Genomic DNA, 24,603 nt, shown 5'->3' with positions numbered 1-24,603 from the left:
TCCCAAGTATGTCGCAGGAAGGGGCGAGGTGTCAGCTTACAGACGCCCGCGGTGCGATGGATTGACGAGCGATAAGGACATTGACACTGCGACGGGCGCTTACAGCTTACGGCCGCCCCGAGGGGAGGCCGTAAGCTCGTGAGGCTAGTGTCGCGCTCAATTCAGGCGCATGCGCTGCAGCTTGTTGTAGAGCGTCTTCGGACTGATGCCGAGCAGCGATGCCGCGCGATGCCGCGTGCCGCCCACGGCGTCGAGCGTCGCGCGAATCAGCATTTCCTCGACATCGGCGAGCGGCGTGCCTACGGTCACCTGCACACGGCTGCCGCTCACGTCGCGCGGGAACGCGCCGCCGCTTTCTTCCGCCTGGAGCGTTTCGAGCACGTCTCCAGAGGCGTCGAAAGCGCCACGCACGCGTTCGCGCAATTCGCGCACGTTGCCCGGCCAGTTATAGGCGAGGCATTCGCGGATAAACGAAGGCGCAACCAGCCGCGTCCCACCGTCCCCACGCGCATGCGCTGCCTGGTTGAGTTCGTCGACCCACGCACAGGCGAGCAGTGCGGCGTCGTCGCCGCGTTCGCGAAGCGGCGGCAGGGCGAGCGCCGCGGCATCGAGGCGCAGCCACAGTTCCTCGTTGAGCGCGCCGTGCGCCACCGCATCGCGGGGCACGGCGCGTGTGGCGGCGATCAACCGGAAGTCCGTGCCAACTTCGTTGCTGCCGCCGGGCCGCATGAACGTCTGCGAATCGAGCGCGCGCAGCAGCATCTCCTGCTGGTCGTGCGGCAGGTCCGTGATTTCGTCGATGAAGAGCGTGCCGCCGCTCGCCAGATCGACGAGCCCGGGTTCGCGCTGGTCCGCACCGCTGAACGCGCCGCGCTCGTGGCCGAACAGCACGCTCGCTAGCGGTCGGCCGTTCACGGCGTCGGGGCTCGCGGTGCGCGCGTTCCACACGATGAACGGTCCCTTGCGGCGCCGGCTCAGCTGGTGCAGCGTATGCGCGGCCACATCCTTACCCGTGCCGGCTTCGCCATGGACGAGGATCGCGGATTCGGTGGGCGCGAGCTGTTCGAGTGCGTCGTAGACGTGCTGAATCGCGCTGCTGCGGCCGAGCATCGGACCGAAGCGGCCGATTTCGCGCAGCATGGCGCGCAGCGTGCGGACCTCTTCGGTGAGTTCATACGGACGCGGGATGCGCGCGAGCAGGCTGCGCAGGCGCGGAATGTTGACCGGTTTGAGGAGATAGTCCCAGATGCCGTGGCGCAGGCCCTCGATCGCGCTTTCGACGGTCGCGTTGCCGGTCATCACGATGACGGGCAGCGCGCCGCCGGGCGGCTGGGCAGGCAGGTGATGAAGCAATTCGAGTCCGCCGCCGTCCGGCAGATTCAGGTCGACGAGCACCACATCGGGGATGAAGCGTGCGAGCGCGGCCCGCGCGTCGGCGAGCGTGGCGGCGGTGTCGACCGTGAAGCCGTCGGCGACCAGTATCGCGGACAGGCCGGACAGGCTGTTGGGATCGTCTTCGACAATCAGGGCGTGTGGCATGGCGTGTGCTGCTTTACGAATGATTGTGGGCTGGAAATCGCGCGTCTTGCCGTGACGCGGCTCGATCAACCGGCGAGGCGACCGGTGCATCGCGCGACATGGATCAACTCGTTGTCCGTCAACTCGCGCCATGTCGCTTTGGCCTTGGCGATCAGTTGCGTCCATCGACCCGCGGCGTTGTCATTGTTCATCGAGCCCCCGCCTCACGGGAGACAGGATCGCTAGTCGCCTTTCCTCTGGCAGCAGAAACCGTGCCACGGGTCGAGCTTCGACGAAGAGCAATGCGAAACGTTTGCGCACCAACGCACAGCGTAAAGATTTCCGGTGTCTTTCACAAACATACACGCTCGGAAAAAAAAGAAAAAGCGCCCAGCGGGCGCCTTTTCTCCTGATTCACCCGCCACGCATGAGCGCGGCGGCCAGTGCGCGATGCTTACGCGCGGCTGCGATATTCGTTCGTGCGCGTGTCGATTTCGATCTTGTCGCCGATGTTGCAGAAGAGCGGCACTTGCAGTTCGAAGCCGGTGTTCAGCTTGGCCTGCTTCATGACCTTGCCCGACGACGTATCGCCCTTGACGGCCGGTTCCGTGTAGATGATCTCGCGGACCAGCGTGGTCGGCAGTTCGACCGAAATTGCCTTCTCGTTGTAGAACACGACTTCGCAAGCCATGCCGTCCTGGAGGTAGTTCAGGGCGTCGCCCATCATCTCGCCTTCGACTTCGAACTGGTTGTAGTCGGCGTCCATGAACACGTACATCGGGTCAGCGAAGTACGAGTACGACACTTCCTTGCGGTCCAGCACGACGACGTCGAACTTGTCGTCTGCCTTGTACACGGTTTCCATGCCCGCGCCGGTCAGCAGGTTCTTGAACTTCATCTTCACGACGGCGGCGTTGCGGCCCGATTTGTTGTACTCGGCCTTTTGCACGACCATGGCATCGTTACCGATCATCACGACGTTGCCGGTGCGGAGTTCCTGTGCGGTCTTCATAAAAAAACTGTCCTGTCCAGATTAAATAGCTTCAAGTGTGCTCGACGGCAAACGTCGCAAACGGGTTCAGATGGTTTTGCCCACGGAATAAGGGCTCGGTAGAACTGCGTTTTTCAGCCGCTTTACTAACTCTGCGACCGCTACCGGGTTCCGGGCCGTGTTCTCACCATCGTGGGGGAGATCGTTGCCGCCATGAATGCTGCAGCGCCCCCGCCCGCGGGCTGCCGTAACTGCCACAAATCCGCTTGAAACGGCTGCCGTCGGATAACCGCTTATTTTAACTGAGTTTTTGTGAACGCGGCTAGGTTTTGGGCGAGGTCGCCGGCTTGCGCGAGTTCGGTGGCCCAGGATGCCGCGCGGGCTTCGAATTCCGGCAGATGTCGCGCGAAATTCGCCCAATCGGGCGTGCCGTTTCCGTTCCACGCGTGCCAGAAGCGTTCGAGCGCGGCGCGCGCTTGAGCGGAGAGCGGCCGGGCGTAGTGCGCGAGGGCGGCGTCGAGCTTTGGCAGATGGGCGTCGTCGGCCTGCGGGTAGATGTGCCACACGAACGGCCGCGCGGCCCACTGCGCGCGCACGAACGAGTCTTCGCCGCGCACGAAGTTCAGGCCGCTCGCCCACAGCAGCGGGTCGTAGCCGCGCTGCTCCGTGAACGCGAGGCCGTGCGCGTGCAGATTGCCGCGCGTCGCGTGCGCTCCGGCGTCGAACGCTGGGAGGCCGAAAAAGCGCGCGACGGCGCCCGAGACGCGGCCCTGCGGCACCAGCACCACCACGGGCGACTCATTGTCGCGCCACTGCGCGAGCAGGCTGTCGAGCGCGGGGTTCTCGTAGGCGAAGAGCGAGATCACGGTCGCTTCCGGCGCGGGCGGCGGGCCGCCCGTCGCTCGCTGCCACCAGGCGGCGCGCGCTTCAGGCGATTGCTCGAAGGTCGCGCGCTGTGCATCGAGGTCGCGCTCCTTGAGCACGCCGCCCGTGCCGGGCACGAGGCCGGGAAAGAAGAAGTGCTTGATGAGCGGATAGCGCGGGTGCGGCGACGGCCGCAGATGGAAATCGGCGACCCAGTCCTCGGCGCTCAGGTATTCGAGGTTGAGCCATACGGGGCGCTGCCCGCGCTGGGCCATCCCCGTGACATAGACCGGCGGAAGTTCGCACGCGAAGGCCTCAATCACGACGTCGGCGATTTCAAGTGTCTCGCCCGCGTGCGCGGGCTCATGCCAATGCTCGACGACGATGCCTTCGACGGCCTGCTTCGCGCGTGCTGCGTCGAGCGACGGGCAGAGCTTCGTGAACGCATGCAGATCGTCGACGAACAGGCGCACCTGCCAGCCGTGCTCATGCGAAAGCTGGCGCGCGAGGCGCCAGCACACGCCGATGTCGCCGAAGTTGTCGATCACGGCGCAGAAGATGTCGCACGCGATGGCGGGCAGTGCGGTGCCGGATCCGGTGCGCTTGGGTGTGTCGGTCATAACTTGCGTGCGCGGGCGGTTGCAGGCCGGACGATCTGGCGCGTGGTCGGTGTGTCCACACGGCAGCTGTTGTAGCCGGCTCGGCCCGAAGCGGAATGATCTAAACTGACGATTCTAAGATATCCCCGGGACACACCCGTTACATAGGTGAGCGCGTCGCGACCGACGACGCGGCCTGTCCCCCGAGACCCCGAAACTGGATGACCGACTCCGAAGTTTTCGACCCGAAGAAGGCGCTGGCGCAACTGCCGCATCTGCCTGGCGTCTATCGCTATTACGACGCCCAGGGCGCGGTGCTCTACGTCGGCAAGGCGCGCGATCTGAAGAAGCGCGTTTCGAGCTACTTCACGAAGACGCAGCTTTCGCCGCGCATCGCGATGATGGTGACGCGCATCGTGCGTATCGAGACCACGGTCACACGGTCCGAGGCCGAAGCGCTGCTGCTCGAAAACAACCTCATCAAGGCGCTCACGCCGCGCTACAACATCCTGTTTCGCGACGACAAGTCGTATCCGTTCCTCAAGCTCACGGGTCACAGGTTTCCTCGGATGGCGTACTACCGCGGCGCCGTCGATCGCCACAACCAGTACTTCGGCCCGTTTCCGAGCGCCTCGGCAGTGCGCGAGAGCATCCAGATCCTGCAGCGCGTTTTTCAGTTGCGCACTTGCGAGGACTCGGTGTTCAACAACCGGACGCGGCCGTGCCTGCTCCATCAGATCGGGCGCTGCACGGCGCCGTGCGTCGGCGCGATCAGCGAGGAGGACTACGGGCGCGATGTGAGCAACGCGTCGCGATTCCTGCTCGGGCGGCAGAACGAGGTGATGAAGGAGCTCGAAACGAAGATGCACGCGTTCGCAGCCGAGCTCAAGTTCGAGCAGGCGGCGGGCGTGCGCAACCAGATGAGTTCGCTTGCGACGGTGCTGCATCAGCAGGCGATCGAGACGGGCAGCGAGAGCGATGTCGATATCCTCGCCGTCGTGGCGCTCGGCGGGCGTGTCTGCGTGAATCTCGCGATGGTGCGCGGCGGTCGGCATCTCGGCGACAAGGCGTATTTTCCGGCGCACGTCGAACGCGCGTTGACGGACGAGGAGGGGGGCGTAGCCGAAGACGTCGACCGCGAGGCGGTCCTGGCAGCGACGGCCTTGACCTCGTTGCCGTCGCTCGCGCGCAGGGCGCTAGAAGCGGCGGCGGGGCTGTCGGCGCAACAGGATTCCGACGACGAAGAGGCGGGCGCAGTGGCCGATCCGCTCGCGATTGCAGCGGAGCTGCCGCCGGAGCCGGAAATAGTCGACTCCGACGCAAACGCCGGGGAAGCCAGCGACGACGAAGGCGACGCGGCAACGCCGCCAGCGGCGGGTGGCAAGAAGGGCGAAGTCGGCATCGAATCTGAAGTGCTCGACGCCTTTATCGCGCAGCATTACTTTGGCCATCGCGTGCCGCCGGTGCTCGTCGTGAGCCACCCGCTGGCGAATCGCGAACTCGTCGACGTGCTCACCGAACAAGCCGGTCACAAGGTCACGCTGCTGCGTCAGCCGCAGGGGCAAAAGCGTGCGTGGCTCGCCATGGCCGAGCAGAATGCGCGGCTCGCGCTTGCCCGGCTGCTTTCGGAGCAGGGTTCCCAGCAGGCACGCACACGGTCGCTCGCGGGACTGCTCACGCTTGAACTCGACGATCTCGCGCAACTGCGCATTGAATGCTTCGACATCAGTCACACAATGGGCGAGGCGACCCAGGCGTCGTGCGTCGTTTTTCACCATCACAAGATGCAGTCGGGCGAGTACCGTCGCTACAACATCACGGGCATCACGCCAGGTGACGATTACGCGGCGATGCGCCAGGTCCTCACGCGTCGCTACGAGAAGATGGTCGCGCAGGCCGCGAGCAACGAGACCGACGAGGCGCAGTCGCAGCCAGGCGCCGATCCTGCCGATTCCACGGCGAGTCCCGAAGGGGCGGTCGCGGCAGGCAGCCTGCTGCCGAATATCGTGCTGATCGACGGTGGCAAGGGGCAGGTGGAAGTCGCGCGGCAGGTGTTTACGGAACTGGGTCTTGACCCTGCGATGCTCGTGGGCGTGGCGAAGGGCGAGGGCCGCAAGGTGGGTCTTGAGACGCTCGTGTTCGCCGACGGCCGCGCGCCGCTCGAACTCGGCAAGGAGAGTGCGGCGCTGATGCTGGTCGCGCAGATCCGCGACGAGGCACACCGTTTCGCCATCACCGGCATGCGCGCGAAGCGCGGCAAAACGCGCCAGACTTCGCGTCTCGAAGAACTCGAAGGCGTAGGCGCGAAGCGCCGCCAGCGCCTGCTGGCGCGCTTCGGCGGCCTGCGCGGCGTGATGGCGGCGAGCGTCGAGGATCTGGAGAGCGTCGAGGGCATCTCGCGCGCGCTCGCCGAACAGATATACCAGCAACTTCACTGAATCCGGGACACGCACAGCCGGCGCGACCTTACAGTTGCTTGTGGCAGGTGCGGCGACACGGCACAATTGCATCTCCCTCGACAGACAGCGCCCGCCGATGCCGTTCAATATTCCGATTCTCCTGACGTGGCTGCGGATCGTGCTGATCCCGCTCGTCGTTGGCGTGTTCTATCTGCCTCCGACGGTGCTGAGCCCGATGCACCAGAACATCGCGGCGATGCTGATCTTCGTGCTGGCGGCGCTCACCGACTGGTTCGACGGCTACCTCGCGCGCAAGTGGAACCAGACGTCGTCGTTTGGCGCGTTCCTCGATCCCGTCGCGGACAAGCTGATGGTCACCGCTGCCCTCCTGATGCTCGTGCACCTTGGGCGGCTCGATGCAGCGATCGCGCTAGTGATCGTCGGCCGCGAGATCGCGATCTCGGCGCTGCGCGAATGGATGGCGCAGATCGGCGCGTCGAAGAGCGTCGCCGTGAATTCGCTCGGCAAGTTCAAGACCGCATGCCAGATGGTTGCGATTCCGATGCTGCTTTTCTATGCGCCGCTCACGGTCGGCGGCGTGACGCTTTTCGATTCGCGCGTGTGGGGCACCTGGCTCATCTACGTTGCAGCGTTCCTGACGATCTGGTCCATGCTGTACTACATGAAGCTCGCATGGCCGCAGATTCGCGAGCGCGGGAGTCTCTAGGTGTGTCTCCCGACGTTCGTTCAGTCGCACGCCTGAAAAAGATTACCCGCAGGGGTTGACACGATTCAGCGGCTTATACATAATCTCACTTCTCCGCTGCACGACACTCTGGCGAAGCAGCAAATTAGCAGCAGCAAGCACGAAGATGCGGTGGAGATGGCTGAAGATCGGTAGTGGATCAACAGCAGAATGCGGGAGTAGCTCAGTTGGTAGAGCGCAACCTTGCCAAGGTTGAGGTCGCGAGTTCGAGACTCGTCTCCCGCTCCAGAATTCAGGTTCTGGCGATTGTGTATTCAGCGCCGTGCCGAAAAGCAGGATCTAGCAGTGCAACGCGGGAGTAGCTCAGTTGGTAGAGCGCAACCTTGCCAAGGTTGAGGTCGCGAGTTCGAGACTCGTCTCCCGCTCCAGCTATACCGGGGAAGCAGCGCTTCCCCTTTTGTTTGGCGGACCATGTTTGTACATCGGACCGTCGAAGAAATAATCTGTCCGGTCGTAGCGGGCGCAAGCAAGCGTCCAGTATCGGCAGTCCGCTTCTGGCGCGATAGCAAAGCGGTTATGCAGCGGCCTGCAAAGCCGTGTAGGCCGGTTCGACTCCGGCTCGCGCCTCCAAGTAAGAAAAGAAAAAGCCACCTTCGGGTGGCTTTTTCTTTTTCCATCCGCGACTGACGTCGAGCGAAGCGCCGCCTCGCGTTCCGTAAAGTCGCGTGCCGCCTCCACGATCGTCTCCTGTAACCCCGTCGGTCCGCTCTTTGGCGATCGGCACAAGCTCCCGCACGCAGGCTCGATATTGTGTGAAGAGGGCTCTGACCGCTGGCGACTGCGGAACGCATCCAACCGCAGCGAAGCTGCCACCCACGCGTTTTCGCGCACGCTCCGGATCGAAGAAGCGGAGACGTCCATGTTTTCGCCATGCATCGCTTCAGCACCCTCGCTCGCAGTCTTGACTCGATCGTCCGATCGGCTGGCACGATTCAGGCGGCAAATCCTCCATCCCGGTATCTCAAGAAAATCTGGCGCCTGGATTTTTCTCCTTCGCACGCAGTCTCGCTGCAATCGAAAACGATCCGCCGGGCGGTGGCCTCGAATTGCTGCAGCGCATTACTGAGTAGTCCATGCAAATGTGGCTGCTGTCGAATGGACTTAAGTCTGAGCGGTCTTCGGACCGACGCCGGCGTTGCTTCGGCCGTTGGAGACTGGTCCGAAAGCTGGCCGATTGCGGCTGGCGGTTCTCACTCAAGTCCGGCTATCGGTGAACGGAATCCCTTGCGCCTTCCGGGCAAACGCGCCCACGTATTTCAAGGCGCCGCGCTGTGCTAAATGCTGCGGCGAATTGGCACGGAAAGAGCGCAGCCGCTCCCTAGAAACGTCATAAACCGTTAATTCGTCTAGCTTTTTTTGAACTTGTGTGGCCGCAAGCTCCGACCAGTCGCATCTTTACACACCGCTTAGCCACAAACTATGATGCCGATAACATGCATCACCGATGCATCTTTAAGCGCAGTGAAAACGGGCTACTGACGCAGACATTGTCTCCGCAACTCATCCCCCTCTGGAGAAGGAGAGAGGAATATGCAATCAACAACTAGGTTATGGAAATGGCTGGGGCTTATCTGCCTCGCGTCATTTGCCGTTCTACTTTGGCTTGGCCGCGAGATCTACCTCGTCGCGCCACCTATCCCAAGCGCAGTCGTTAGCGATAGCGGCAGCGTCCTGTTCACGGGCGAGCAGGTTCAGCGCGGTCAGAAGGTATGGCTGGCCGCCGGTGGTCAGCAGGTAGGTACGGTCTGGGGCCACGGCAGCTACGTCGCCCCCGACTGGTCGGCAGACTGGCTGCATCGTGAAGCCGTCACGCTGCGCAACCTTTGGGCGCAACAACAGTTCGGCAAGTCGTATGAAGCGCTGACGCCGGACGAGCAAGGCACGCTCGACGGGCGTCTGAAGCGCGAAATGCGCTTGAACCGGTATGACGCCACGAGCGGGCGCATCACGGTGACCGATCAGCGTGCGGCCGCGATTCTCGATGTCTCGAAGCACTATGAATCGCTGTTCGGAACGGACCCGTCTTTCGACAAGCTGCGCGATCAATACGCAATGAACGCCGGCTCCGTGCCAGGAGCTGCCGACCAGGCCGCACTGGCAGCATTCTTCTTCTGGTCGTCCTGGTCAGCCACGACCGACCGCCCGGGGCAAACGGACGTCACCTACACGAACAACTGGCCGCATGAGCCGCTCGTCGCCAATACGCCGACGGTTGCCAACGGCATGTGGTCGATCGCGAGTGTGATCCTCTTGCTCGCTGGCATCGCTGGCCTGATCTGGTACCACGCGGCGCACCATGACAGCGAAGAAGAGGCCCCCGCTGCACCGGCCGAAGATCCGCTGTTCAACGTCAAGACGACGCCGTCCATGCGCGCGACGAAGAAGTACTTCTACGTCGTGATCGGCCTGATGCTGACGCAGGTCGCCATGGGCTCGCTGACGGCGCACTATGCAGTGGAAGGACACAGCGTCTTCGGGATGCCCATCGCTGAATTCCTCCCCTGGGTCGTGAGCCGCACGATTCACACCCAGTTCGGTGTCCTCTGGATTGCCACGGCATGGCTTGCGACGGGTCTCTACATCGCGCCGCTTCTTTCCGGGCGCGAACCGAAGCTGCAGAAGCTCGGTGTGGACCTGCTGTTCTATGCGCTGCTTTTCATCGTAGTGGGTTCGACCGTTTGCGGCTGGCTCGGCTCGCTGCAGCATCGCGGCACGTCGTTCGCCTTCTGGCTCGGTAATCAAGGCCTCGCTTACACGAGCATGGGCCGGGTCTGGCAATTGCTGCTCTTCGTCGGCCTCCTGTTCTGGGCATTCCTCCTCGGCCGTGCGTTGATGCCCGCGCTCAAGGATCCGAAGACCAACGGCCGCGGCATTATCACGATGATGTTCCTGTCGGCAACCTGCATCGGCTTGTTCTATGCGTCCTCGCTCGCGTGGGGCCAGAATACGCACTACTCGATGATCGAGTACTGGCGTTGGTGGCTTGTCCACCTCTGGGTGGAAGGGTTCTTTGAAGTGTTCGCGACGGCTGTCATCGCGCTCATCTTCTCGCGCCTGGGTCTGATCCGTGCCGCAACCGCGAACCGCGCGATTGTCATGGAAACGATCATCTTCCTGTTCGGTGGCATTCTCGGCACGCTGCATCACCTCTACTTCACGGGTACGTCGACGGCCATCATCGCGTTCGGCGCAGTGTTCTCCGCATTCGAAGTGGTGCCGCTCGCCATCATGGGCATGGAAGGCTGGCAAACGTATCGTCGTTCGCACGCTGCTCCGTGGGTGCAGAACTACAAGTGGGTGATTCTCTGCTTCGTCGCGGTCAGTGTCTGGAATACGGTGGGCGCAGGTCTGCTCGGCTTCTCGATCAATCCGCCGATCTCGCTGTACTACGTGCAAGGCCTGAACATCACGCCCGCACACGGCCACGCAGCACTCTTTGGTGTGTACGGTATGCTCGGCATCGGCCTGATGCTGTTCTGCCTGCGCGGCATGTCCGCACGGGAAGCCTGGGACGACTCGCTGCTCAAGCCGGCCTTCTGGATGCTCAACATCGGCCTGTTCATGATGGTGTTCTTCTCGATCCTGCCGTCGGGGATCTACGAAGCATGGGCATGCGTGAGCAAGGGCCTCTGGTATGCGCGTTCGCCTGAAGTGATCCATTCGACGATCATGCAGACGCTCGTCTGGGTGCGCGTGCCTGGCGACATCGTGTTTGCCATGGGCGTGTTGTACCTCGGCTGGTTTGCGCTGCGTCTGCTCGGTCGCGGTCCGACCGCACCGCAGGAAGCAGCCGCCAAACGCGTCACGCAACGCGTCTGAGCAGTGGGCGCGAGGGTGCCGGCCGGCCTGTAGTGGCCGGCACCTCGCCCCGATGATGAACAGGAGAGAGCATCATGATGTCCCCGGCCGACAATGCAGCACTGCCGAGCGAAAGTGAAATCCGCGAGGCCTTGCGCTATGTGATCGATCCCGAGGTCGGCGTCAACATCGTTGACCTTGGTCTCGTCTATCGCGTCGATGTGAGTCCGGAGATGCTGGAAATCGACATCGCGCCGACATCGCCGGCCTGCCCGATGGGCGAGGTGATTCTCGACGACGCGAGAGAGGTCGTCGATGCTCTCACTCCTGCAAGCATGGCTATCAATATCAAACTCGTATGGGAGCCGCCATGGGATCCCGCGATGATGACCGACGCGGCTCGCCGGGTGCTGGGATGGTCGGACGAGTGACGAACCGGCCGACCATCAAGGCTGCGAACCGGCAGGCAGAGCCGATGGCGAGGGGATTTTCCTTGCGGCTCGCGCCCCGCGCGTTGCTTGGCGCGGTCATTGTCGCGACGCTGCTGTGCGGTCTCGGCACCGGTCTTGCCCGCTTTGGCGTGGCGTTGCCGGCGCACGCCGTTGCCAGAGCAGGGTGGCACGGTGTGCTGATGGTTCCCGTATTCTTCGGCGCGGTCATTAGTCTCGAGCGTGCCGTCGCGATTGGTCGGACATGGTGTTTTGCCGCGCCTGTCGGCGCGGCGCTCGCCAGCGTGTTTCTGCTGGCCGGCGCTCCCGTCCCGCTTGCGCAGGTGGTCCTGCTTGTTGCGTCCATCCCGCTGCTTGTGGGTAGCATCTTCGTGATGCGCCGACAGTTCGCGCTCTATTTGATGACGCTTGCCATTGCCGCAGCCTGCTGGACCTTCGGCAATCTGGTCTGGATCATTTCGGGTGATCCGTTTGCTGCGGTGCCCGCCTGGCTCGCATTTCTCGTTTTGACGATCGTCGCCGAACGGCTCGAATTGATGCGCATGCGCCCCATGCGGCCCATGGCACCCTACCTGTTCGGCGGTTGCGTCGCGCTCTTGCTGACGGGACTCGCCATCGCGCTTTGGCAGCCAGAGTTTGGCAGCCGTGTTTTTTCGGCGAGCTACTTGCTGCTGGCGTTGTGGCTTGCGAAGTACGACATCGCGCGCTACACGGTACGTCAGCGCGGTCTAACGCGCTTCATTGCTGTTGCGTTGCTGGCCGGCTACGGCTGGTTCGGCGCTAGCGGCCTGCTCGGGCTCGACGGTGCATTCGTCGCAGGACACCCGTGGCACGACGCGGCGCTGCACGCACTCACGCTCGGCTTTGTGTTCTCAATGGTGTTCGGCCACGCGCCGATCATCCTGCCCGCCGTCACCCGCTTGCGCGTCAAGTACAGTCCGCTCTTTTATGTGCCGCTCGTGCTCTTGCATGGCGCAGTGGCGGCGCGCGTGGCCGGGGTTCTGTACGGCGATTTTGGCCTGAGACGTTTCGGCAGCGAAGCCGCTGCCGTAGCCCTCGCGATTTTTATATTCGTTCTGCTAACGGCGGTCTGGTCTGCACGCCGGGGCAGGCGATAAAACAATGCGTTCGAACCGATTCGTCAGTTGCACGCAAAACCGGCGCAACAACGCCACCCTGACTGTCTAACGTTACGACGTGGACTTGCTTGAACTTTTAGATGGAGCCTCACATGACCGAAGCCATTAATCGCAACGCATTTGTTTTCGATGCACGCGGCATCTCCAAGCGTTTTCGCCACGCCGCGATTTTCGGCGCACTGGAGTCGCTTGATCGTGGCGAAGCGATGCGTTTCGTGAACGATCACGATCCGCTTCCGCTCTTGCATCAGATCCAGTCGCGCTACGGCGACCAGGTCGAAATTCACTACGTGGAACGTCAACCCGCGCAGGTCGTGATCGACTTCCTGGTTGCGCCTGCCGCCGATGGCTCGGCACCGCAGGAGCGCGAGACCGGTGGCTGTGGTGGCGGCGCGGGCTCGGGCTGCGGTTGCAGCGGCGGTTGATCGGATCGTCAGTTCGCCGCTTTATCGATTGGCACCATGCGCCATTCCAGTAATGGCGCATGTGCGCCCGACCCACACGCTGCGAGCCAGGTGGCGCGTTGTGGGGCGTTCAGGTGGCACGGCATAATCGTGGATTGACACGACACTTGCCGGAAATCAACGATGACTACGCAGTCCCCCGCATTGCCGCTCCCGCAGTTCGACTGGCGCTGGAAGGCGTTCGACGCGCTCGAAACCCGTGAGGTCTACGAGATGCTCAAGGTGCGCTCGGAGGTTTTCGTTGTCGAGCAGAACTGCGTCTACGGCGACATCGACGGCCTCGATGCCGCCGCCTGGCACCTTTTCGCCTGGGATACGGCGGGGGAGCGTCCTGCGATTGCGGGCTATCTGCGCGTATTGCTACCCGATTCGAGCGACCCCGACGTGCGTATCGGCCGGGTGCTGACGACGGCGGGTTATCGCGGCATCAAGCTCGGCAATGCGCTGCTCGAACGGGTGATACGCCTGATCGGTCAGCAATGGCCACACGTGCCAATGCGTCTGCACGCGCAGGCCCATTTGCAGAAATTCTACGGGGCGTTCGGCTTCGAGCCGGTCTCCGATATTCACGACGAAGACGGCATCCCGCACATCTGGATGCGTTCGGAATAAGCACCGTGCCCCAGGACGCCGTCGCGATGAAGAGCGTTCCGGGTTCACGTGCCGCGTGACGCATGAAGAACCCACACCGGAAGACATAGGCGCGCGGCGTCCGATGCGGCACGCGGTCCGGCAGGCGCGCCGCTCTATTGCAGGTTGCTTTCCCGCGTTACTTCTGTGCGGGCGATTTCACCGTGAAGGGCGTATCGAGCGTTTCTCCGTCCGAGAGGTGCAGCTTGACGTGTACCGTGTCACCCGGCGCGATCTTGTGCTTCGCTTCCTCAAGCATCAGGTGATAGCCGCCCGGTGCGAACGACACGGACCCGTGCGCCGGCACCGTCACCTTGTCCACCATCACCATCTTCTGCGTCGAGCCGTTCGAGACGGTCTGATGCATCATCACGCTGCCGTAGTCGTCGCTTGAAACGTCGACGAGATCGACGTTCCGGTCGCCCTCGTTCTTGAGCGTGACGTAGCCTCCCGCGGGCAGGTTGTTGGGCAGCCAGCGCACCCACGCGTTCTGGGTGCTGATCGCCGCGTCGGCGGCCTGCGCAGTCGGCACGAACGTTGCGCAAGCGAAGGACAGCGAGCAGACCAGCGTGGCGGTGAGGGAGTGCAGTTTCTTCTTCATCATTTTTCCTGTTACGGGTGAGACGTGAAACCGGACCGGCGGCGTTGTACGGCCGACTACAGTCGACGAAAGCGTGACCAGGCGAATGGCGGCGCGAGATCGCCTTGAGCGGCGGCGCGCGGCAGGCCGCTGCGACTTTAGCAAAATTGGAGCCGGACTGCCGTGTGAGGCCGGATGCGTCGTCGACGGGAGTTACATCGCCGGCTGCGACGCGGCGAAAGCTGGGGTTCGAACCTTACGGTCTCGAAAATCCGGTGAAGGCGCGGTAAGATGCGCACACTTTCTCCGCCGGCGCAATGCGCCGCCGGAACCTTATCCGGCAAGCGCCGATGGGCGAAAAACACGGAATGCAAGCACTACCGGCTGTATTGCCGCCTGATCAGACGGCTTTCTTCTTCGATTTCGACGGCACGCTCGTCGATCTCGCACCGACGCCCGATGGCGTGCTGGTGCGTCCCGACATGCTCGCGTTACTCACCGAGCTGCGACGCGTGACGCACGGCGCAGTCGCGATCCTTTCGGGGCGCGGCATCGACAGCATCGACGCGTTCCTCGGCATGCCGGATCTGCCAGTGGCAGGCCTGCACGGCGCCGAGCGGCGCGACGCCAATGGCGACACACAGCGCGTGGGTTTCAACGATCAGCGGCTCCTGCACATGGAGCAGGTGCTCGCGGAAGTAGTGCGCTTGCATCCGGGCATGCTGCTTGAGATCAAGGGGGCAGCCGTGGCGCTGCATTACCGCAATGCGCCCGATTTCGAGGGTGCCGCGCGCGAAGTGACCACGCGTCTCGCGGGCGAATTCGCGGATGCCTACGTGTTGCAGCCCGGCAAGATGGTCTACGAAATCAAGCCGAAGGATGTCGACAAGGGCCGTGCGCTGCGCGCCTTTCTCGACGAGCTGCCGTTCGCGGGCCGCCGTCCGGTATTCGCCGGCGACGATCTGACCGACGAGAAGGGCTTCGCGGTCGTCAACGCGCAGCGCGGGCTTTCGATCAAGGTGGGCGGCGGCGATACGATAGCGCAGACGCGCGTCGATTCGGTCGATGCGCTGCTCGGCTGGCTCGCATCGCTCGTTGCAGCGATGCGCGAAGCGTGAGCCCCCGCCTGATGGCAATCGCGCCGCCAGTTCACGCAATCGCGGCGCTCACCCACTTATTCCTGAACGGACCCCGCACCTCATGAGCCGATTGATTATCGTGTCGAACCGGGTTGCGCCGATCTCCGAAGGCCTCCCGGCTGCGGGCGGCCTCGCGGTGGGCGTCTATGATGCGCTGAAAGAGACGGGCGGCATGTGGTTCGGCTGGAGCGGCGACATCCTCACGTCGGGGCAGCCGCAGATCAAGCTCGAGGAACACGGCCCGGTCACGTTCGCCACGATCGGCCTTTTGCGCCGCGACTACGACCAGTACTATCGCGGCTTCTCGAACGCGACGCTGTGGCCCGCATTCCACTATCGCGCCGATCTCGTCCAGTACGACCGTCACGACTTCGAAGGCTACTGCCGCGTGAATACGTGGCTCGCGCAGCAGCTCGTGCCGCTCTTGCGCGATGACGACGTCATCTGGGTTCACGACTACCATCTGATCCCGTTTGCGCAGGCGTTGCGCGCGGCGGGCGTGAAGAACCGCATCGGCTTCTTCCTGCATATTCCGTTTCCGGCTTCGCAGGTGCTGCTCGCGGTACCGCCGCATCGCGAACTGGTTCAGGCGCTGTGCTCGTTCGATCTGCTCGGCTTCCAGACGAAGCCCGACCTGCGCGCATTCTGCGACTACATTGTCAACGAGGCGAGCGGGGCGGTGGCGCACCAGCCGGACGGCTTGACGCGCATCGAGGCGTTCGGGCAGACCCTGTTCGCGGGCGATTATCCGATCGGCGTCTATCCCGACGAAGTCGCCGAACTCGCGAAGGCGGGCGAACGCGGCAAGGCCGTGCGCACGCTCAAGGAGACGCTGCACGGCCGCAAGGTCATCATGAGCGTCGACCGGCTCGATTATTCGAAGGGGCTTGTCGAGCGCTTTCGCGCGTTCGAGCGACTGCTCGACCACCATTCGACAGCGCGCAACAATGTCTCGTTCGTGCAGATCGCACCGCCCACGCGCGCCGATCTGCATGCATACCAGGACATCCGGTTGCGTCTGGAATCGGAATCGGGGCGCATCAACGGCCGTTTCGCCGAACTCGACTGGACGCCGATTCTGTATATCCATCGCCAGTACGAGCGCGCGGTCCTGGCGGCGCTATTCCGCGCATCGCACGTCGGTTACGTGACGCCGCTGCGTGACGGCATGAACCTCGTTGCCAAGGAGTACGTATCGGCGCAGGACCCCGAAAACCCGGGTGTGCTCGTTCTGTCGCGTTTCGCGGGCGCCGCGCAGGAACTGACTGGCGCGCTGATCGTCAATCCGCTCGACATCGACGGCATGGCCGACGCGCTCGCCACGGCGCTCGCGATGCCGCTCGCGGAGCGCGAGGCGCGTTATCGCGACATGATGGGTCAGCTTCGCGAGAATAACGTGTCGGTCTGGCGCGACCGCTTCATGCGCGACTTGACGCAGATGGTCGCGCGGCGCGGCGTCGCGCTGCCGTTCGCGAAGACGGCGCACGGCGAGGCGCAGGGGCAGCAGGGCTGAGCGTTCGCCGAAGGCGCGGCCAGCCGGCTCGCGCAAAAAAAAGCCGCTTCGGTCGAAGCGGCTTTTTTGTTGCCTTTCGCTTGATGCGCCGTCGCGGCGCTCGCGTCAGGCGACGTGTTTCTCGTCGGCCTTCTTGCTGCCCAGATGCAGCGTGGAATGCTTGCCGTACTGCTTCGCGAGCAGTTCGCGGTAGAGCCCCGCACGCTCGCGCAGTTCTTCCGGCGTGCCGTCGTCGATCACCTTGCCCGCGCTCATCACGATGATGCGGTCGAAATTCTGCAGCGTGGAGAGCCGGTGCGCGATGGCGATCACGGTGCGGCCGACCATCAGCCGGTCGAGCGCGAGCTGGATCGCTTCTTCGGAGGCGCTATCGAGTGCCGAGGTCGCTTCGTCGAGCAGCAGGATCGGCGCGTTCTTCAGGATCGCGCGCGCGATCGCGATGCGCTGGCGCTGGCCGCCGGAGAGCTTCACGCCGCGGTCGCCGACGATCGTGTCATAGGCTTCCGGCATCGCTTCGATGAAGTCGGCGCAGCGCGCCTCGCGGGCGGCGGCGAGCACTTCCTCGCGGGTCGCGTCGGGGCGGCCGTAGGCGATGTTCTCGTAGATCGAACGGTGCAGGAGCGAGATGTCCTGCGGCACGAGGGCAATCGCGTTACGCAGGCTCTCCTGCGTGACCGTCGCGATATTCTGGCCGTCGATCTTGATCGCGCCGCCCTGGGTCTCGTAGAAACGTTGCAGCAACGCGAGGACCGTGGTCTTGCCCGCGCCCGATTTGCCGATCAGACCCACGCGCTGGCCGGCTTCGATACGGAGGTCGAAATGGTCGAGGATCGCCTTGCGGTGCGGATAGGCGAAGGTCACGCCCTCGAAGTCGACGCGGCCTCCCTGGGCGACGAGCCGGCTGGCGTCGTCGCGGTCGGGCATTCCGTGCGGCTCGAGCAGCGTCTGGACGGCTTCCGCGAGGCGCGCGACGTGCTGCGTGACGTCCACGAGCGCGACAGCGAGGTCGCGCGTGCCGTGCAGGATCGTGAAGCCGAGCGAGCTGACGAGCACGATGTCGCCCGAGGTGGCGCGGCCCTGGTCCCAGAGCCAGAGCGCCCAGCCGAGCAGCCCCGCCGAAAGCATCGCGGTAATCACGGCGTGCAGGAGACGCAGCTTTTCGAGGTAGAGCAGGCTGTCGCGGCGGGCGTCCATCTCTGCCTGCACGGTCGCGCGAAAGCGTTTTTGCTCCCGGAAGGTCATGCCGAACGCGCGCACCAGCGCCATGTTGCCGATCACGTCGACCAGTTCGCCGTCGACGGAAGCGGCCCTCGACGCGAACGTGTGGTGGCGCGACGAGCCGCGCCCGGCAAGCTTGAAGAGGATCACCGAGAGGATCGCCGAACAGAGCAGGAGGCCGGCCGCCATCATCGGGTTCACTGTGATGATCATGACGATCGCGCCCGCCACGGCGATGCATGGCGGCAGCACGTTCCAGGCCGTGGTGTTCTCGGCGGTGTAGACGGCGTTCGAGGTCGCGGTGATGCGGCTGGCGAGCGTGCCCGGCTGTTTTTCCGCGTAGTAGGTGGGCGAGTGGCCGCTCAGGTACTGGAACAGGTCGCGCCGCAGGTCGCCGGTCACGGTCACGAACGTGTGCGCAGCGAACCAGCCGCCCACCCGCCAGAGAAGGTTGTCGGCGGCGATCAGGCCGACGAGGAGCGCGAACGCGCTCCACAGCGGCCCGGGGTGGTGGCGTCCCGCGCCGAGCACGTCGATCAGGTGCTTGATGGCGTACTGCGACGCGAGCGCGCAGCCGACGGCCGCGAACACGCTCGCGAGCACGATGGCATGGGCGAGCGGGTGGCGCCGGATGTAACTAAACAAGAACGCGAGCGGCCGCCGCGCATAGCTCGCGAGCTTTGCGTTGTGGGCGTTACGCTGGGCGATGGTCAGATGTTCCAATTGATCTGCGGTCGGTCTGACGGAGTGAATCCGTCCAGGGTGAAAAAAGTAGAGGGCAGGCGAGCAAACGCCAACAAAGGCGAACTATCACGCATTGTAAACACCCCTTGCGTATGGCGCATCGCCCAGGGCCATGGGACGCGCATCATATCGCGACACCGCCGCTCGAGATACGCATTGCCGACAGGCTGTTGCAGCCAAGGGTAAACGCGATCAGGCGGCTGTTTTAGAGATACAATTACGGGTTCCATTCACTGCGGTTTCGCGCATGGCTGCCGCCGGGGTGATTGGAGCGACGGCCGCGCGCGCATTTGACGTGCCGCTGTCGGGCTGCCGGAACCGTGTTCGATCCCCTGTTTTAAAACTGTGTTTTAAAACAGGGGGTTGCTGAGTGTTACCGGCTTGTAACAACGTAAAGTATTTGAAATGTTCTGATCGGCTGCGGGTGCGAGCCCGGATAATGCCGTCTCGGAAAGCGTAGGGAGTCTGACAGCTTTGTGTCAACGACCGCGAACCCTGCGCGTTTACTCGCTTGTGCCGTTTCGTCAATCTGACCCAGCGACGGCCAGCGCGTCGGCAAAGCCGGCGTGATTAGCGGTAACAGAGCCTCTGGTGGCGAACGGCAAGGGTGCCGGCGCCGGTGAGGGTCGATTGTCAAACCTGCAGTACTTTGCCCGATTTATTACGAGGAAGGAGTTCACCACTATGCGAATCGCTCAAATCGCTCCCTTGCACGAGGCGGTTCCTCCCAAGCTGTACGGCGGCACGGAACGGGTGGTCTCCAACCTGACCGAAGCGCTGGTCGCGCAGGGCCACGATGTCACGCTGTTCGCGAGCGGCGATTCGGTTACCTCGGCGAAGCTCGAAGCGTTCTGGCCGCAGGCCCTGCGTCTCGACCCGACGATCCGCGATGTGATGGCTCCGCACATGCTGCTGCTCGAAGAAGTTCGCCGCCGCGCGGACGAATTCGACGTGCTGCACTTCCACATCGACTACTACCCGTTCTCGCTGTTCCAGCGTCAGGAAGTGCCGTTCGTCACGACGATGCACGGCCGTCTCGACCTGCCGGAACTGCAGCCGATCTTCAACGCGTTCAGCGACGTGCCGGTCGTCTCGATCTCGGACAACCAGCGCCTCCCGCTCCAGCAGGCCAACTGGCAGAGGACCGTCTACCACGGTCTGCCGGAAAACGTGCTCAAGCCGATTCCGAACGTCAAGCCCGAGTACCTCGCATTCCTCGGCCGTGTTTCGCCGGAGAAGGGCCTCGACAAGGCGATCCGCATCGCTGGTCAGGCTGGCATGAAGCTCAAGGTCGCGGCCAAGATCGACAAGGCTGACCGCGCCTATTACGAAGAAGTCATCCGTCCGCTGATGGCGCTGCCGCACGTCGAGTACATCGGCGAAATCGGCGAAAGCGAGAAGGCCGAATTCCTCGGCAACGCGCACGCGCTGGTGTTCCCGATCGACTGGCCGGAGCCGTTCGGCCTCGTCATGATCGAGGCGATGGCCTGCGGCACGCCGGTTATCGCGTTCAACCGCGGCTCGGTGCCGGAAGTCATCGAAAATGGCGTGTCGGGCTTCGTCGTCGAAGACGAAATCAGCGCGGTCGCCGCGCTCAAGCGTCTGTCGTCGCTGCCGCGCGAGAAGGTCCGCGCAGCGTTCGAAGCGCGCTTCACGTCGAAGGTGATGGCGACGAACTACGTTTCGGTCTATGAGGAACTGCTGCGTCAGAAGCGCCGCACCGTGCTGCGCGAAGTTGCGGCCGGCTAAGTCCGTCTGACGTAGGGCGCCACAGGCTGCCCGCTCTGTTTCCCTGCAACGCCCCGGTGCCTGCGCACCGGGGCGTTGTCTTTTGTGCGAGCGCCTTGCCGATCAGCATGAGGGCGGGCGGCAATGTCCCTATAATGGCCGTGCCGCAAATCCGGCGGCGTCCATGACGTGAGGAGAAGAGCCTTGGCAAGAACCCGACCGACGCCCACGGCCGCCGTACCCGGCGCCGGGACGATGTTCGCCCTGCGCGCGATCGGTCTGGTGCTCCTTGCGCGGTGGCTCTATTCGATGGCGGAGATGAACTTCGTCTCCGCGCTCACCGGCATGGCTTCGTCGCCCTGGGCGTGCATCAATCTCGTCTTCCTGTTTCTGCTGATTGTCCTGCCGGGTGCCCGGGCGCGCGTGGAGCGGCCGTTCCATCCGTTGCCGCAGTGGCTGCGCCAGGCGCTGCGCTTTTTCGGCGTGCTCGGCTGCCTGTTCGCGCTGTGGTCGGTCGGGGCGTTCGTCTGGTCCGCGGGCTGGCGGCGGGCAGTCCACACCATCGTGGCGACCAACGGATGGCTCGTCGTCGCGCCTGCGCTGTACGCCGCTGTCGTCTGGATTTGCCGTCCGCGTGCCCTCTGGCGGACCAACATCGCCGCCCGGCGTTTTGCGATCGGCCGCTATGCGGTTTCGCTCGATTCGGCCACGCGCACTACCATTGTCTGGCTGGAAAGCCGTAAGGTCGGCCAGTACGATGCGCGCGAACTGTCCGTGCGTTGGCCGCAGGACGCGCAGCCCGTTGCGGTTGCGCCGGCGCTCCTGCCGCCGCCGCTACAGACTGACATCGGTGCAGGTACCGACAGCGCCGGGCGGTCGCCGGTCGAGGGATCGGCACGTTCTGCTGGCGCAGCGGCCTGGAAGTCGGAGAAGGGTGTCGCCCGGCGGTGGACGAAGATCGACTTGCTTTGGGATTCACCCGCGGCGGCGGGCCATAACCGACACACGGTGTTCAGCGTCCGGCTCGCTACCGACCGTGATCGCGTGGCCGCTCGCGCACTCGACGCTGCGCTCAAGCAGGCCTGATCGCGTAGTGACCGGTCGTCGCGTGGTTCGTCACGCGACGCCTGGCCGATCCCGTCGCTCAACCGAAGGAGTCGCGATGGTTTCCAGCTGGTTGCTTGCCTCCGTTCACCTGCTCGCGTTCGGTTTTGCGCTCGCATCGATTCTGCGACGCTCGCGCGGCCTGCGCCGCTGCACATCCACCGAAGACCTTCCCGTCATCTTCAGCGCAGACAATGGCTGGGGTCTCTCGGCGCTCGTGCTGATCGTGACAGGGGTGATGCGCGCGTTCGGCGGCTTCGAGAAGGGCGCGTCGTACTACTTTCACGAGCCGTTCTTTCACGTGAAGATGGCCGCGTTCGTGTTGATCCTGCTGCTGGAAATCGCGCCGATGATGGCGCTGCTGCGCTGGCGGCTCGCTGTGCGGCGCGGCGACGTTCCTGATCTGACCGGGGCCCCGAAGTACGCGCGCATCGGAGCGTGGCAGACCGTGTTGCTCATTGTGATGGTGTTCGCGGCCTCCGGGATGGCGCGCGGGATCGGGCTGGACGAGCCCGCATGAAATGCAGGACATCCGAAATTAACGACGCATTTCATCATTCATCGATTTTTCCGCAACGCTAACGTATGAAGAAACGCCGTGCGATACCGGCGCACTCGACGCGCGCGACGACGATCTTGCATAAATCTGCAAAGTCAAATATATTCCAGGTCAGTTTATGTGTTTGCTCGATCAGCCACATGTTCGGCCGGGCTCGAGCGTCATTTTTTATTCATATATCTGACACGTCAGATAATTGCCGGCTACCGGCCGGTGCTTCGATTCCAGACTAAGGACGCAACATGAATCCGTCGACCGATGCGAACGCGCCGATGCCCTTGACCGGCGCCCGATTTGTCCTCGGCACGTTCGCAGTGGCGCTCGCCACCTTCATGAATGTGCTGGATTCGTCCATTGCTAACGTCGCGATTCCGACGCTCTCTGGTAACCTGGGTGTATCGATCGACGAAGGGACCTGGGTCATCACGCTGTTCGCCGCGGCGAACGCGGTGTCGATCCCGCTGACCGGTTGGCTAACGCAGCGGGTGGGGCAGGTGAAACTGTTCGTCTGGGCGATTCTGCTGTTCGTGCTGTCGTCGGCGGCATGTGGACTCGCCCCCAACTTGCAGGTACTGCTCATCGCCCGGATCGTGCAAGGCGCGGTGGCGGGGCCGCTGGTGCCGTTGTCGCAGGCGTTGTTGCTGGCATCGTTTCCGAAGGAAAAGAGTTCGAGTGCGCTCGCGCTGTGGGCGATGACAGCGACGGTCGGGCCAATCGCAGGTCCGGCGCTGGGCGGCTGGATCACCGACAGCTACAGCTGGTCCTGGATTTTCTACATCAACGTGCCGGTCGGCCTCTTCGCCGCCGGGGCAATCTGGGCGATCTACCGCGACCGCGAAACGCCCGCGCGCAAGCTTCCGATCGACAAGATCGGGTTGCTGTCGCTGATAGCGTGGGTGGCGTCACTGCAGATCATGCTCGACAAGGGCAGGGACCTCGACTGGTTCAATTCGCCCGTGATCTGGGTGTTGACTATCGTGGCCGCGGTCAGCTTCCTTTTTTTCCTCGTCTGGGAGTTCACCGAGGAAAAACCGATCGTCAACCTGCGACTTCTTGCCGGACGAAACTTCGCTGGCGGCACAGTGGCGATTTCAGTCGCCTACGCGATCTTCTTCGCGAATCTCGTGCTCCTGCCGCAATGGATCCAGGGGTTTCTCGGCTATCGTGCGGTCGATGCAGGCCTCGTGACGGCGCCGCTCGGGATTTTCGCAGTGATCCTCGCGCCGGTGTTGGGCAAGATCATGCCGAAATCCGATACGCGGGTGCTTGCCACGCTGGCATTCCTTGGATTTGCGGGCGTGTTCTTCATGCGCTCGCACTACACGACAGGCGTCGACGCCTATACGATCGTGCTTCCCACACTGCTTCAAGGGATTCCCACCGCGCTCTTCTTCACGCCGCTTACGGCCATCATTTTGTCGGGGCTGCCGGCCGAAAAGATTCCAGCGGCGGCCGGCCTGTCCAATTTCGTGCGCATTTTCGCGGGGGCTGTCGGCACATCGCTGCTGAGCAACGGCTGGAGCGACCGGGCCATCCTCCATCACGCGCGGCTGATCGAGCGCACGAGCGCCGAAAATCCGGCCTTCGTCGCAGGCATCACCCATTTGCAGACGACGCTCGATGCCGGTACACCCAAGGCAACAGCTTTCTTCGAAGCGTCGCTCAATGCGCAAGCCACCATGCTGGGCCTGAACGACATCTTCTGGGTATCTGCCGTGATCTTTATCGTCATCATCCCTCTGATCTGGGTGACGAGACCGGTCAAGGGAGCCGACGCGGGCGCGGCGGGTGCGGGCGGGCACTGACCTGCCCGAGGCAGGCTCGAAGCAATGAGCGGCAGTTAAGACCCACGAAAAACTTGACAGTTTCTGACTTTGCAGATATCGTGGATTTCACTTGGAGGGATTGCGCGATGGACCATTATTCGACCAGAAACTTCACCGTCACCGGGAGCATTGGATTCTTGCTGACCAAGGCACGCAATCTGATCGTCGCGGAAATGGATACGGCACTCAAGGATCTCGACGTCACCAGCCAGCAGATGGGCATCCTGATGTCGATACAGAGCGGCCTGGCCGATACCCCGTTCGAGCTGTCGAAGCTGCTAGGGATCGATACCGGCCTGATGACGCGGACGCTGGACAAGCTGGAAGCAGGGAAGGGGTTGCTGGAACGTTCGCGTAACGCGGACGACCGCCGCGTCGTCAATCTCACTCTGACGAAAAAGGGCGAGGAAGTGACCGCGCTGATTCCGGAGATTGCGCCGCAGGTACTGAACGACCGGCTTCGCAAATTTACGAAGGCCGAGTTCGTGGAGTTGTGCCGTCTGCTCGGCAAGTTCAACGGTGACTGAATGGTGTGGACTAGCGCCGTTTTTTTTAACCATTAATCTGACATGTCA

General features: G+C 63.3%; 19 protein-coding genes, 3 tRNA genes and 1 pseudogene. 17 read left to right on the top strand and 6 right to left on the bottom strand.

Annotated features, from left to right (window positions below):
- Positions 1 to 156 precede the first annotated feature (156 nt).
- From D1Y85_RS00235 to earP, 4 genes are all read right to left on the bottom strand, one after another.
- Entirely contained in the window at positions 157 to 1,539 is a 1,383-nt protein-coding gene (locus D1Y85_RS00235; RefSeq protein ID WP_124149507.1) for a sigma-54-dependent transcriptional regulator, read from the bottom strand.
- A 65-nt stretch (positions 1,540 to 1,604) separates the two neighbouring features.
- A complete protein-coding gene (locus D1Y85_RS27865; RefSeq protein ID WP_281278261.1) occupies positions 1,605 to 1,730 on the bottom strand; it encodes a CsbD family protein in 126 nt (41 codons plus the stop codon).
- 242 nt (positions 1,731 to 1,972) lie between these two features.
- On the bottom strand, positions 1,973 to 2,530 hold the full coding sequence (efp, locus tag D1Y85_RS00230) for an elongation factor P (protein WP_124149033.1): 558 nt from the start codon (positions 2,528 to 2,530) through the stop codon (positions 1,973 to 1,975).
- 272 nt (positions 2,531 to 2,802) lie between these two features.
- The gene (gene earP, locus D1Y85_RS00225) at positions 2,803 to 3,993 is read right to left on the bottom strand and encodes an elongation factor P maturation arginine rhamnosyltransferase EarP (protein ID WP_124149032.1); all 1,191 of its coding nucleotides are present in this window, start codon (positions 3,991 to 3,993) and stop codon (positions 2,803 to 2,805) included.
- 200 nt (positions 3,994 to 4,193) lie between these two features.
- On the opposite strand from earP, the gene uvrC reads away from it, so the two are divergent.
- The 10 genes and pseudogenes from uvrC to D1Y85_RS00175 all read left to right on the top strand — a co-directional run bounded on the left by uvrC (position 4,194) and on the right by D1Y85_RS00175 (position 13,599).
- Complete coding sequence (gene uvrC, locus D1Y85_RS00220; protein WP_124149031.1) at positions 4,194 to 6,410, top strand: excinuclease ABC subunit UvrC; 2,217 nt, start codon at positions 4,194 to 4,196, stop codon at positions 6,408 to 6,410.
- A gap of 97 nt (positions 6,411 to 6,507) precedes the next feature.
- Positions 6,508 to 7,098 (top strand): CDP-diacylglycerol--glycerol-3-phosphate 3-phosphatidyltransferase, encoded by a 591-nt coding sequence (pgsA, locus tag D1Y85_RS00215; protein ID WP_124149030.1) that lies wholly within the window; start codon positions 6,508 to 6,510, stop codon positions 7,096 to 7,098.
- A 191-nt stretch (positions 7,099 to 7,289) separates the two neighbouring features.
- Positions 7,290 to 7,365 (top strand) — tRNA-Gly (locus D1Y85_RS00210).
- 64 nt (positions 7,366 to 7,429) lie between these two features.
- Positions 7,430 to 7,505 (top strand) — tRNA-Gly (locus D1Y85_RS00205).
- A gap of 128 nt (positions 7,506 to 7,633) precedes the next feature.
- Positions 7,634 to 7,707: transfer RNA gene (locus tag D1Y85_RS00200), tRNA-Cys, on the top strand.
- 960 nt (positions 7,708 to 8,667) lie between these two features.
- Positions 8,668 to 10,956: a nitric-oxide reductase large subunit gene (locus tag D1Y85_RS00195; RefSeq protein ID WP_124149029.1), complete on the top strand. Its 2,289-nt coding sequence runs from the start codon at positions 8,668 to 8,670 to the stop codon at positions 10,954 to 10,956.
- A gap of 74 nt (positions 10,957 to 11,030) precedes the next feature.
- A complete protein-coding gene (locus D1Y85_RS00190) occupies positions 11,031 to 11,366 on the top strand; it encodes a metal-sulfur cluster assembly factor (protein WP_124149028.1) in 336 nt (111 codons plus the stop codon).
- 44 nt (positions 11,367 to 11,410) lie between these two features.
- Positions 11,411 to 12,502, top strand: coding sequence for a hypothetical protein (locus D1Y85_RS00185; RefSeq protein ID WP_124149506.1), 1,092 nt, complete (start codon positions 11,411 to 11,413; stop codon positions 12,500 to 12,502).
- A 101-nt stretch (positions 12,503 to 12,603) separates the two neighbouring features.
- A pseudogene (locus tag D1Y85_RS00180) lies at positions 12,604 to 12,855 on the top strand (DUF2249 domain-containing protein); the annotation flags it as partial.
- A gap of 255 nt (positions 12,856 to 13,110) precedes the next feature.
- Positions 13,111 to 13,599: a GNAT family N-acetyltransferase gene (locus tag D1Y85_RS00175; RefSeq protein WP_124149026.1), complete on the top strand. Its 489-nt coding sequence runs from the start codon at positions 13,111 to 13,113 to the stop codon at positions 13,597 to 13,599.
- Positions 13,600 to 13,756: 157 nt separating this feature from the next.
- Here D1Y85_RS00175 and D1Y85_RS00170 read toward each other — a convergent pair whose 3' ends face one another.
- Complete coding sequence (locus tag D1Y85_RS00170) at positions 13,757 to 14,218, bottom strand: copper chaperone PCu(A)C (RefSeq protein WP_124149025.1); 462 nt, start codon at positions 14,216 to 14,218, stop codon at positions 13,757 to 13,759.
- A 347-nt stretch (positions 14,219 to 14,565) separates the two neighbouring features.
- Here D1Y85_RS00170 and otsB point away from each other — a divergent pair, with 347 nt between their 5' ends.
- Both otsB and otsA read left to right on the top strand, forming a co-directional pair.
- Positions 14,566 to 15,315: a trehalose-phosphatase gene (otsB, locus tag D1Y85_RS00165; protein WP_124149024.1), complete on the top strand. Its 750-nt coding sequence runs from the start codon at positions 14,566 to 14,568 to the stop codon at positions 15,313 to 15,315.
- Positions 15,316 to 15,397: 82 nt separating this feature from the next.
- On the top strand, positions 15,398 to 16,849 hold the full coding sequence (gene otsA, locus D1Y85_RS00160; RefSeq protein ID WP_124149023.1) for an alpha,alpha-trehalose-phosphate synthase (UDP-forming): 1,452 nt from the start codon (positions 15,398 to 15,400) through the stop codon (positions 16,847 to 16,849).
- Positions 16,850 to 16,954: 105 nt separating this feature from the next.
- Here the strand turns inward: otsA and D1Y85_RS00155 are convergent, their stop codons facing one another.
- Entirely contained in the window at positions 16,955 to 18,790 is a 1,836-nt protein-coding gene (locus tag D1Y85_RS00155) for an ABC transporter ATP-binding protein (RefSeq protein ID WP_124149022.1), read from the bottom strand.
- Between the two features lie 705 nt (positions 18,791 to 19,495).
- On the opposite strand from D1Y85_RS00155, the gene D1Y85_RS00150 reads away from it, so the two are divergent.
- From D1Y85_RS00150 to D1Y85_RS00130, 5 genes are all read left to right on the top strand, one after another.
- A complete protein-coding gene (locus D1Y85_RS00150) occupies positions 19,496 to 20,560 on the top strand; it encodes a glycosyltransferase family 4 protein (protein ID WP_124149021.1) in 1,065 nt (354 codons plus the stop codon).
- 183 nt (positions 20,561 to 20,743) lie between these two features.
- Positions 20,744 to 21,625, top strand: a complete 882-nt coding sequence (locus D1Y85_RS00145; RefSeq protein ID WP_124149020.1) for a hypothetical protein — start codon at positions 20,744 to 20,746, stop codon at positions 21,623 to 21,625.
- 76 nt (positions 21,626 to 21,701) lie between these two features.
- Complete coding sequence (locus tag D1Y85_RS00140) at positions 21,702 to 22,163, top strand: DUF2214 family protein (RefSeq protein WP_124149019.1); 462 nt, start codon at positions 21,702 to 21,704, stop codon at positions 22,161 to 22,163.
- 281 nt (positions 22,164 to 22,444) lie between these two features.
- On the top strand, positions 22,445 to 24,007 hold the full coding sequence (locus D1Y85_RS00135; RefSeq protein WP_124149018.1) for a DHA2 family efflux MFS transporter permease subunit: 1,563 nt from the start codon (positions 22,445 to 22,447) through the stop codon (positions 24,005 to 24,007).
- Positions 24,008 to 24,114: 107 nt separating this feature from the next.
- Complete coding sequence (locus D1Y85_RS00130; protein ID WP_124149505.1) at positions 24,115 to 24,555, top strand: MarR family winged helix-turn-helix transcriptional regulator; 441 nt, start codon at positions 24,115 to 24,117, stop codon at positions 24,553 to 24,555.
- Positions 24,556 to 24,603 lie beyond the last annotated feature (48 nt).

This window comes from Paraburkholderia dinghuensis (assembly GCF_003837865.1).
Lineage (GTDB): Bacteria > Pseudomonadota > Gammaproteobacteria > Burkholderiales > Burkholderiaceae > Paraburkholderia > Paraburkholderia dinghuensis.
The sequence above is the reverse complement of the archived record's forward strand: the minus strand, read 5'-3'. Positions and strand labels throughout refer to the sequence as shown.

What these genes read in the sequence shown, in the direction of transcription:
- D1Y85_RS27865 (WP_281278261.1), bottom strand. Translation starts at nt 1,730, where the DNA reads ATGAACAATGACAACGCCGCGGGTCGATGGACGCAACTGATCGCCAAG.
- uvrC (WP_124149031.1), top strand. Translation starts at nt 4,194, where the DNA reads ATGACCGACTCCGAAGTTTTCGACCCGAAGAAGGCGCTGGCGCAACTG.
- D1Y85_RS00190 (WP_124149028.1), top strand. Translation starts at nt 11,031, where the DNA reads ATGATGTCCCCGGCCGACAATGCAGCACTGCCGAGCGAAAGTGAAATC.
- D1Y85_RS00195 (WP_124149029.1), top strand. Translation starts at nt 8,668, where the DNA reads ATGCAATCAACAACTAGGTTATGGAAATGGCTGGGGCTTATCTGCCTC.
- D1Y85_RS00170 (WP_124149025.1), bottom strand. Translation starts at nt 14,218, where the DNA reads ATGAAGAAGAAACTGCACTCCCTCACCGCCACGCTGGTCTGCTCGCTG.
- D1Y85_RS00175 (WP_124149026.1), top strand. Translation starts at nt 13,111, where the DNA reads ATGACTACGCAGTCCCCCGCATTGCCGCTCCCGCAGTTCGACTGGCGC.
- earP (WP_124149032.1), bottom strand. Translation starts at nt 3,993, where the DNA reads ATGACCGACACACCCAAGCGCACCGGATCCGGCACCGCACTGCCCGCC.
- otsA (WP_124149023.1), top strand. Translation starts at nt 15,398, where the DNA reads ATGAGCCGATTGATTATCGTGTCGAACCGGGTTGCGCCGATCTCCGAA.
- D1Y85_RS00185 (WP_124149506.1), top strand. Translation starts at nt 11,411, where the DNA reads ATGGCGAGGGGATTTTCCTTGCGGCTCGCGCCCCGCGCGTTGCTTGGC.
- D1Y85_RS00235 (WP_124149507.1), bottom strand. Translation starts at nt 1,539, where the DNA reads ATGCCACACGCCCTGATTGTCGAAGACGATCCCAACAGCCTGTCCGGC.
- pgsA (WP_124149030.1), top strand. Translation starts at nt 6,508, where the DNA reads ATGCCGTTCAATATTCCGATTCTCCTGACGTGGCTGCGGATCGTGCTG.
- efp (WP_124149033.1), bottom strand. Translation starts at nt 2,530, where the DNA reads ATGAAGACCGCACAGGAACTCCGCACCGGCAACGTCGTGATGATCGGT.
- D1Y85_RS00135 (WP_124149018.1), top strand. Translation starts at nt 22,445, where the DNA reads ATGAATCCGTCGACCGATGCGAACGCGCCGATGCCCTTGACCGGCGCC.
- D1Y85_RS00140 (WP_124149019.1), top strand. Translation starts at nt 21,702, where the DNA reads ATGGTTTCCAGCTGGTTGCTTGCCTCCGTTCACCTGCTCGCGTTCGGT.
- D1Y85_RS00130 (WP_124149505.1), top strand. Translation starts at nt 24,115, where the DNA reads ATGGACCATTATTCGACCAGAAACTTCACCGTCACCGGGAGCATTGGA.
- otsB (WP_124149024.1), top strand. Translation starts at nt 14,566, where the DNA reads ATGCAAGCACTACCGGCTGTATTGCCGCCTGATCAGACGGCTTTCTTC.
- D1Y85_RS00150 (WP_124149021.1), top strand. Translation starts at nt 19,496, where the DNA reads ATGCGAATCGCTCAAATCGCTCCCTTGCACGAGGCGGTTCCTCCCAAG.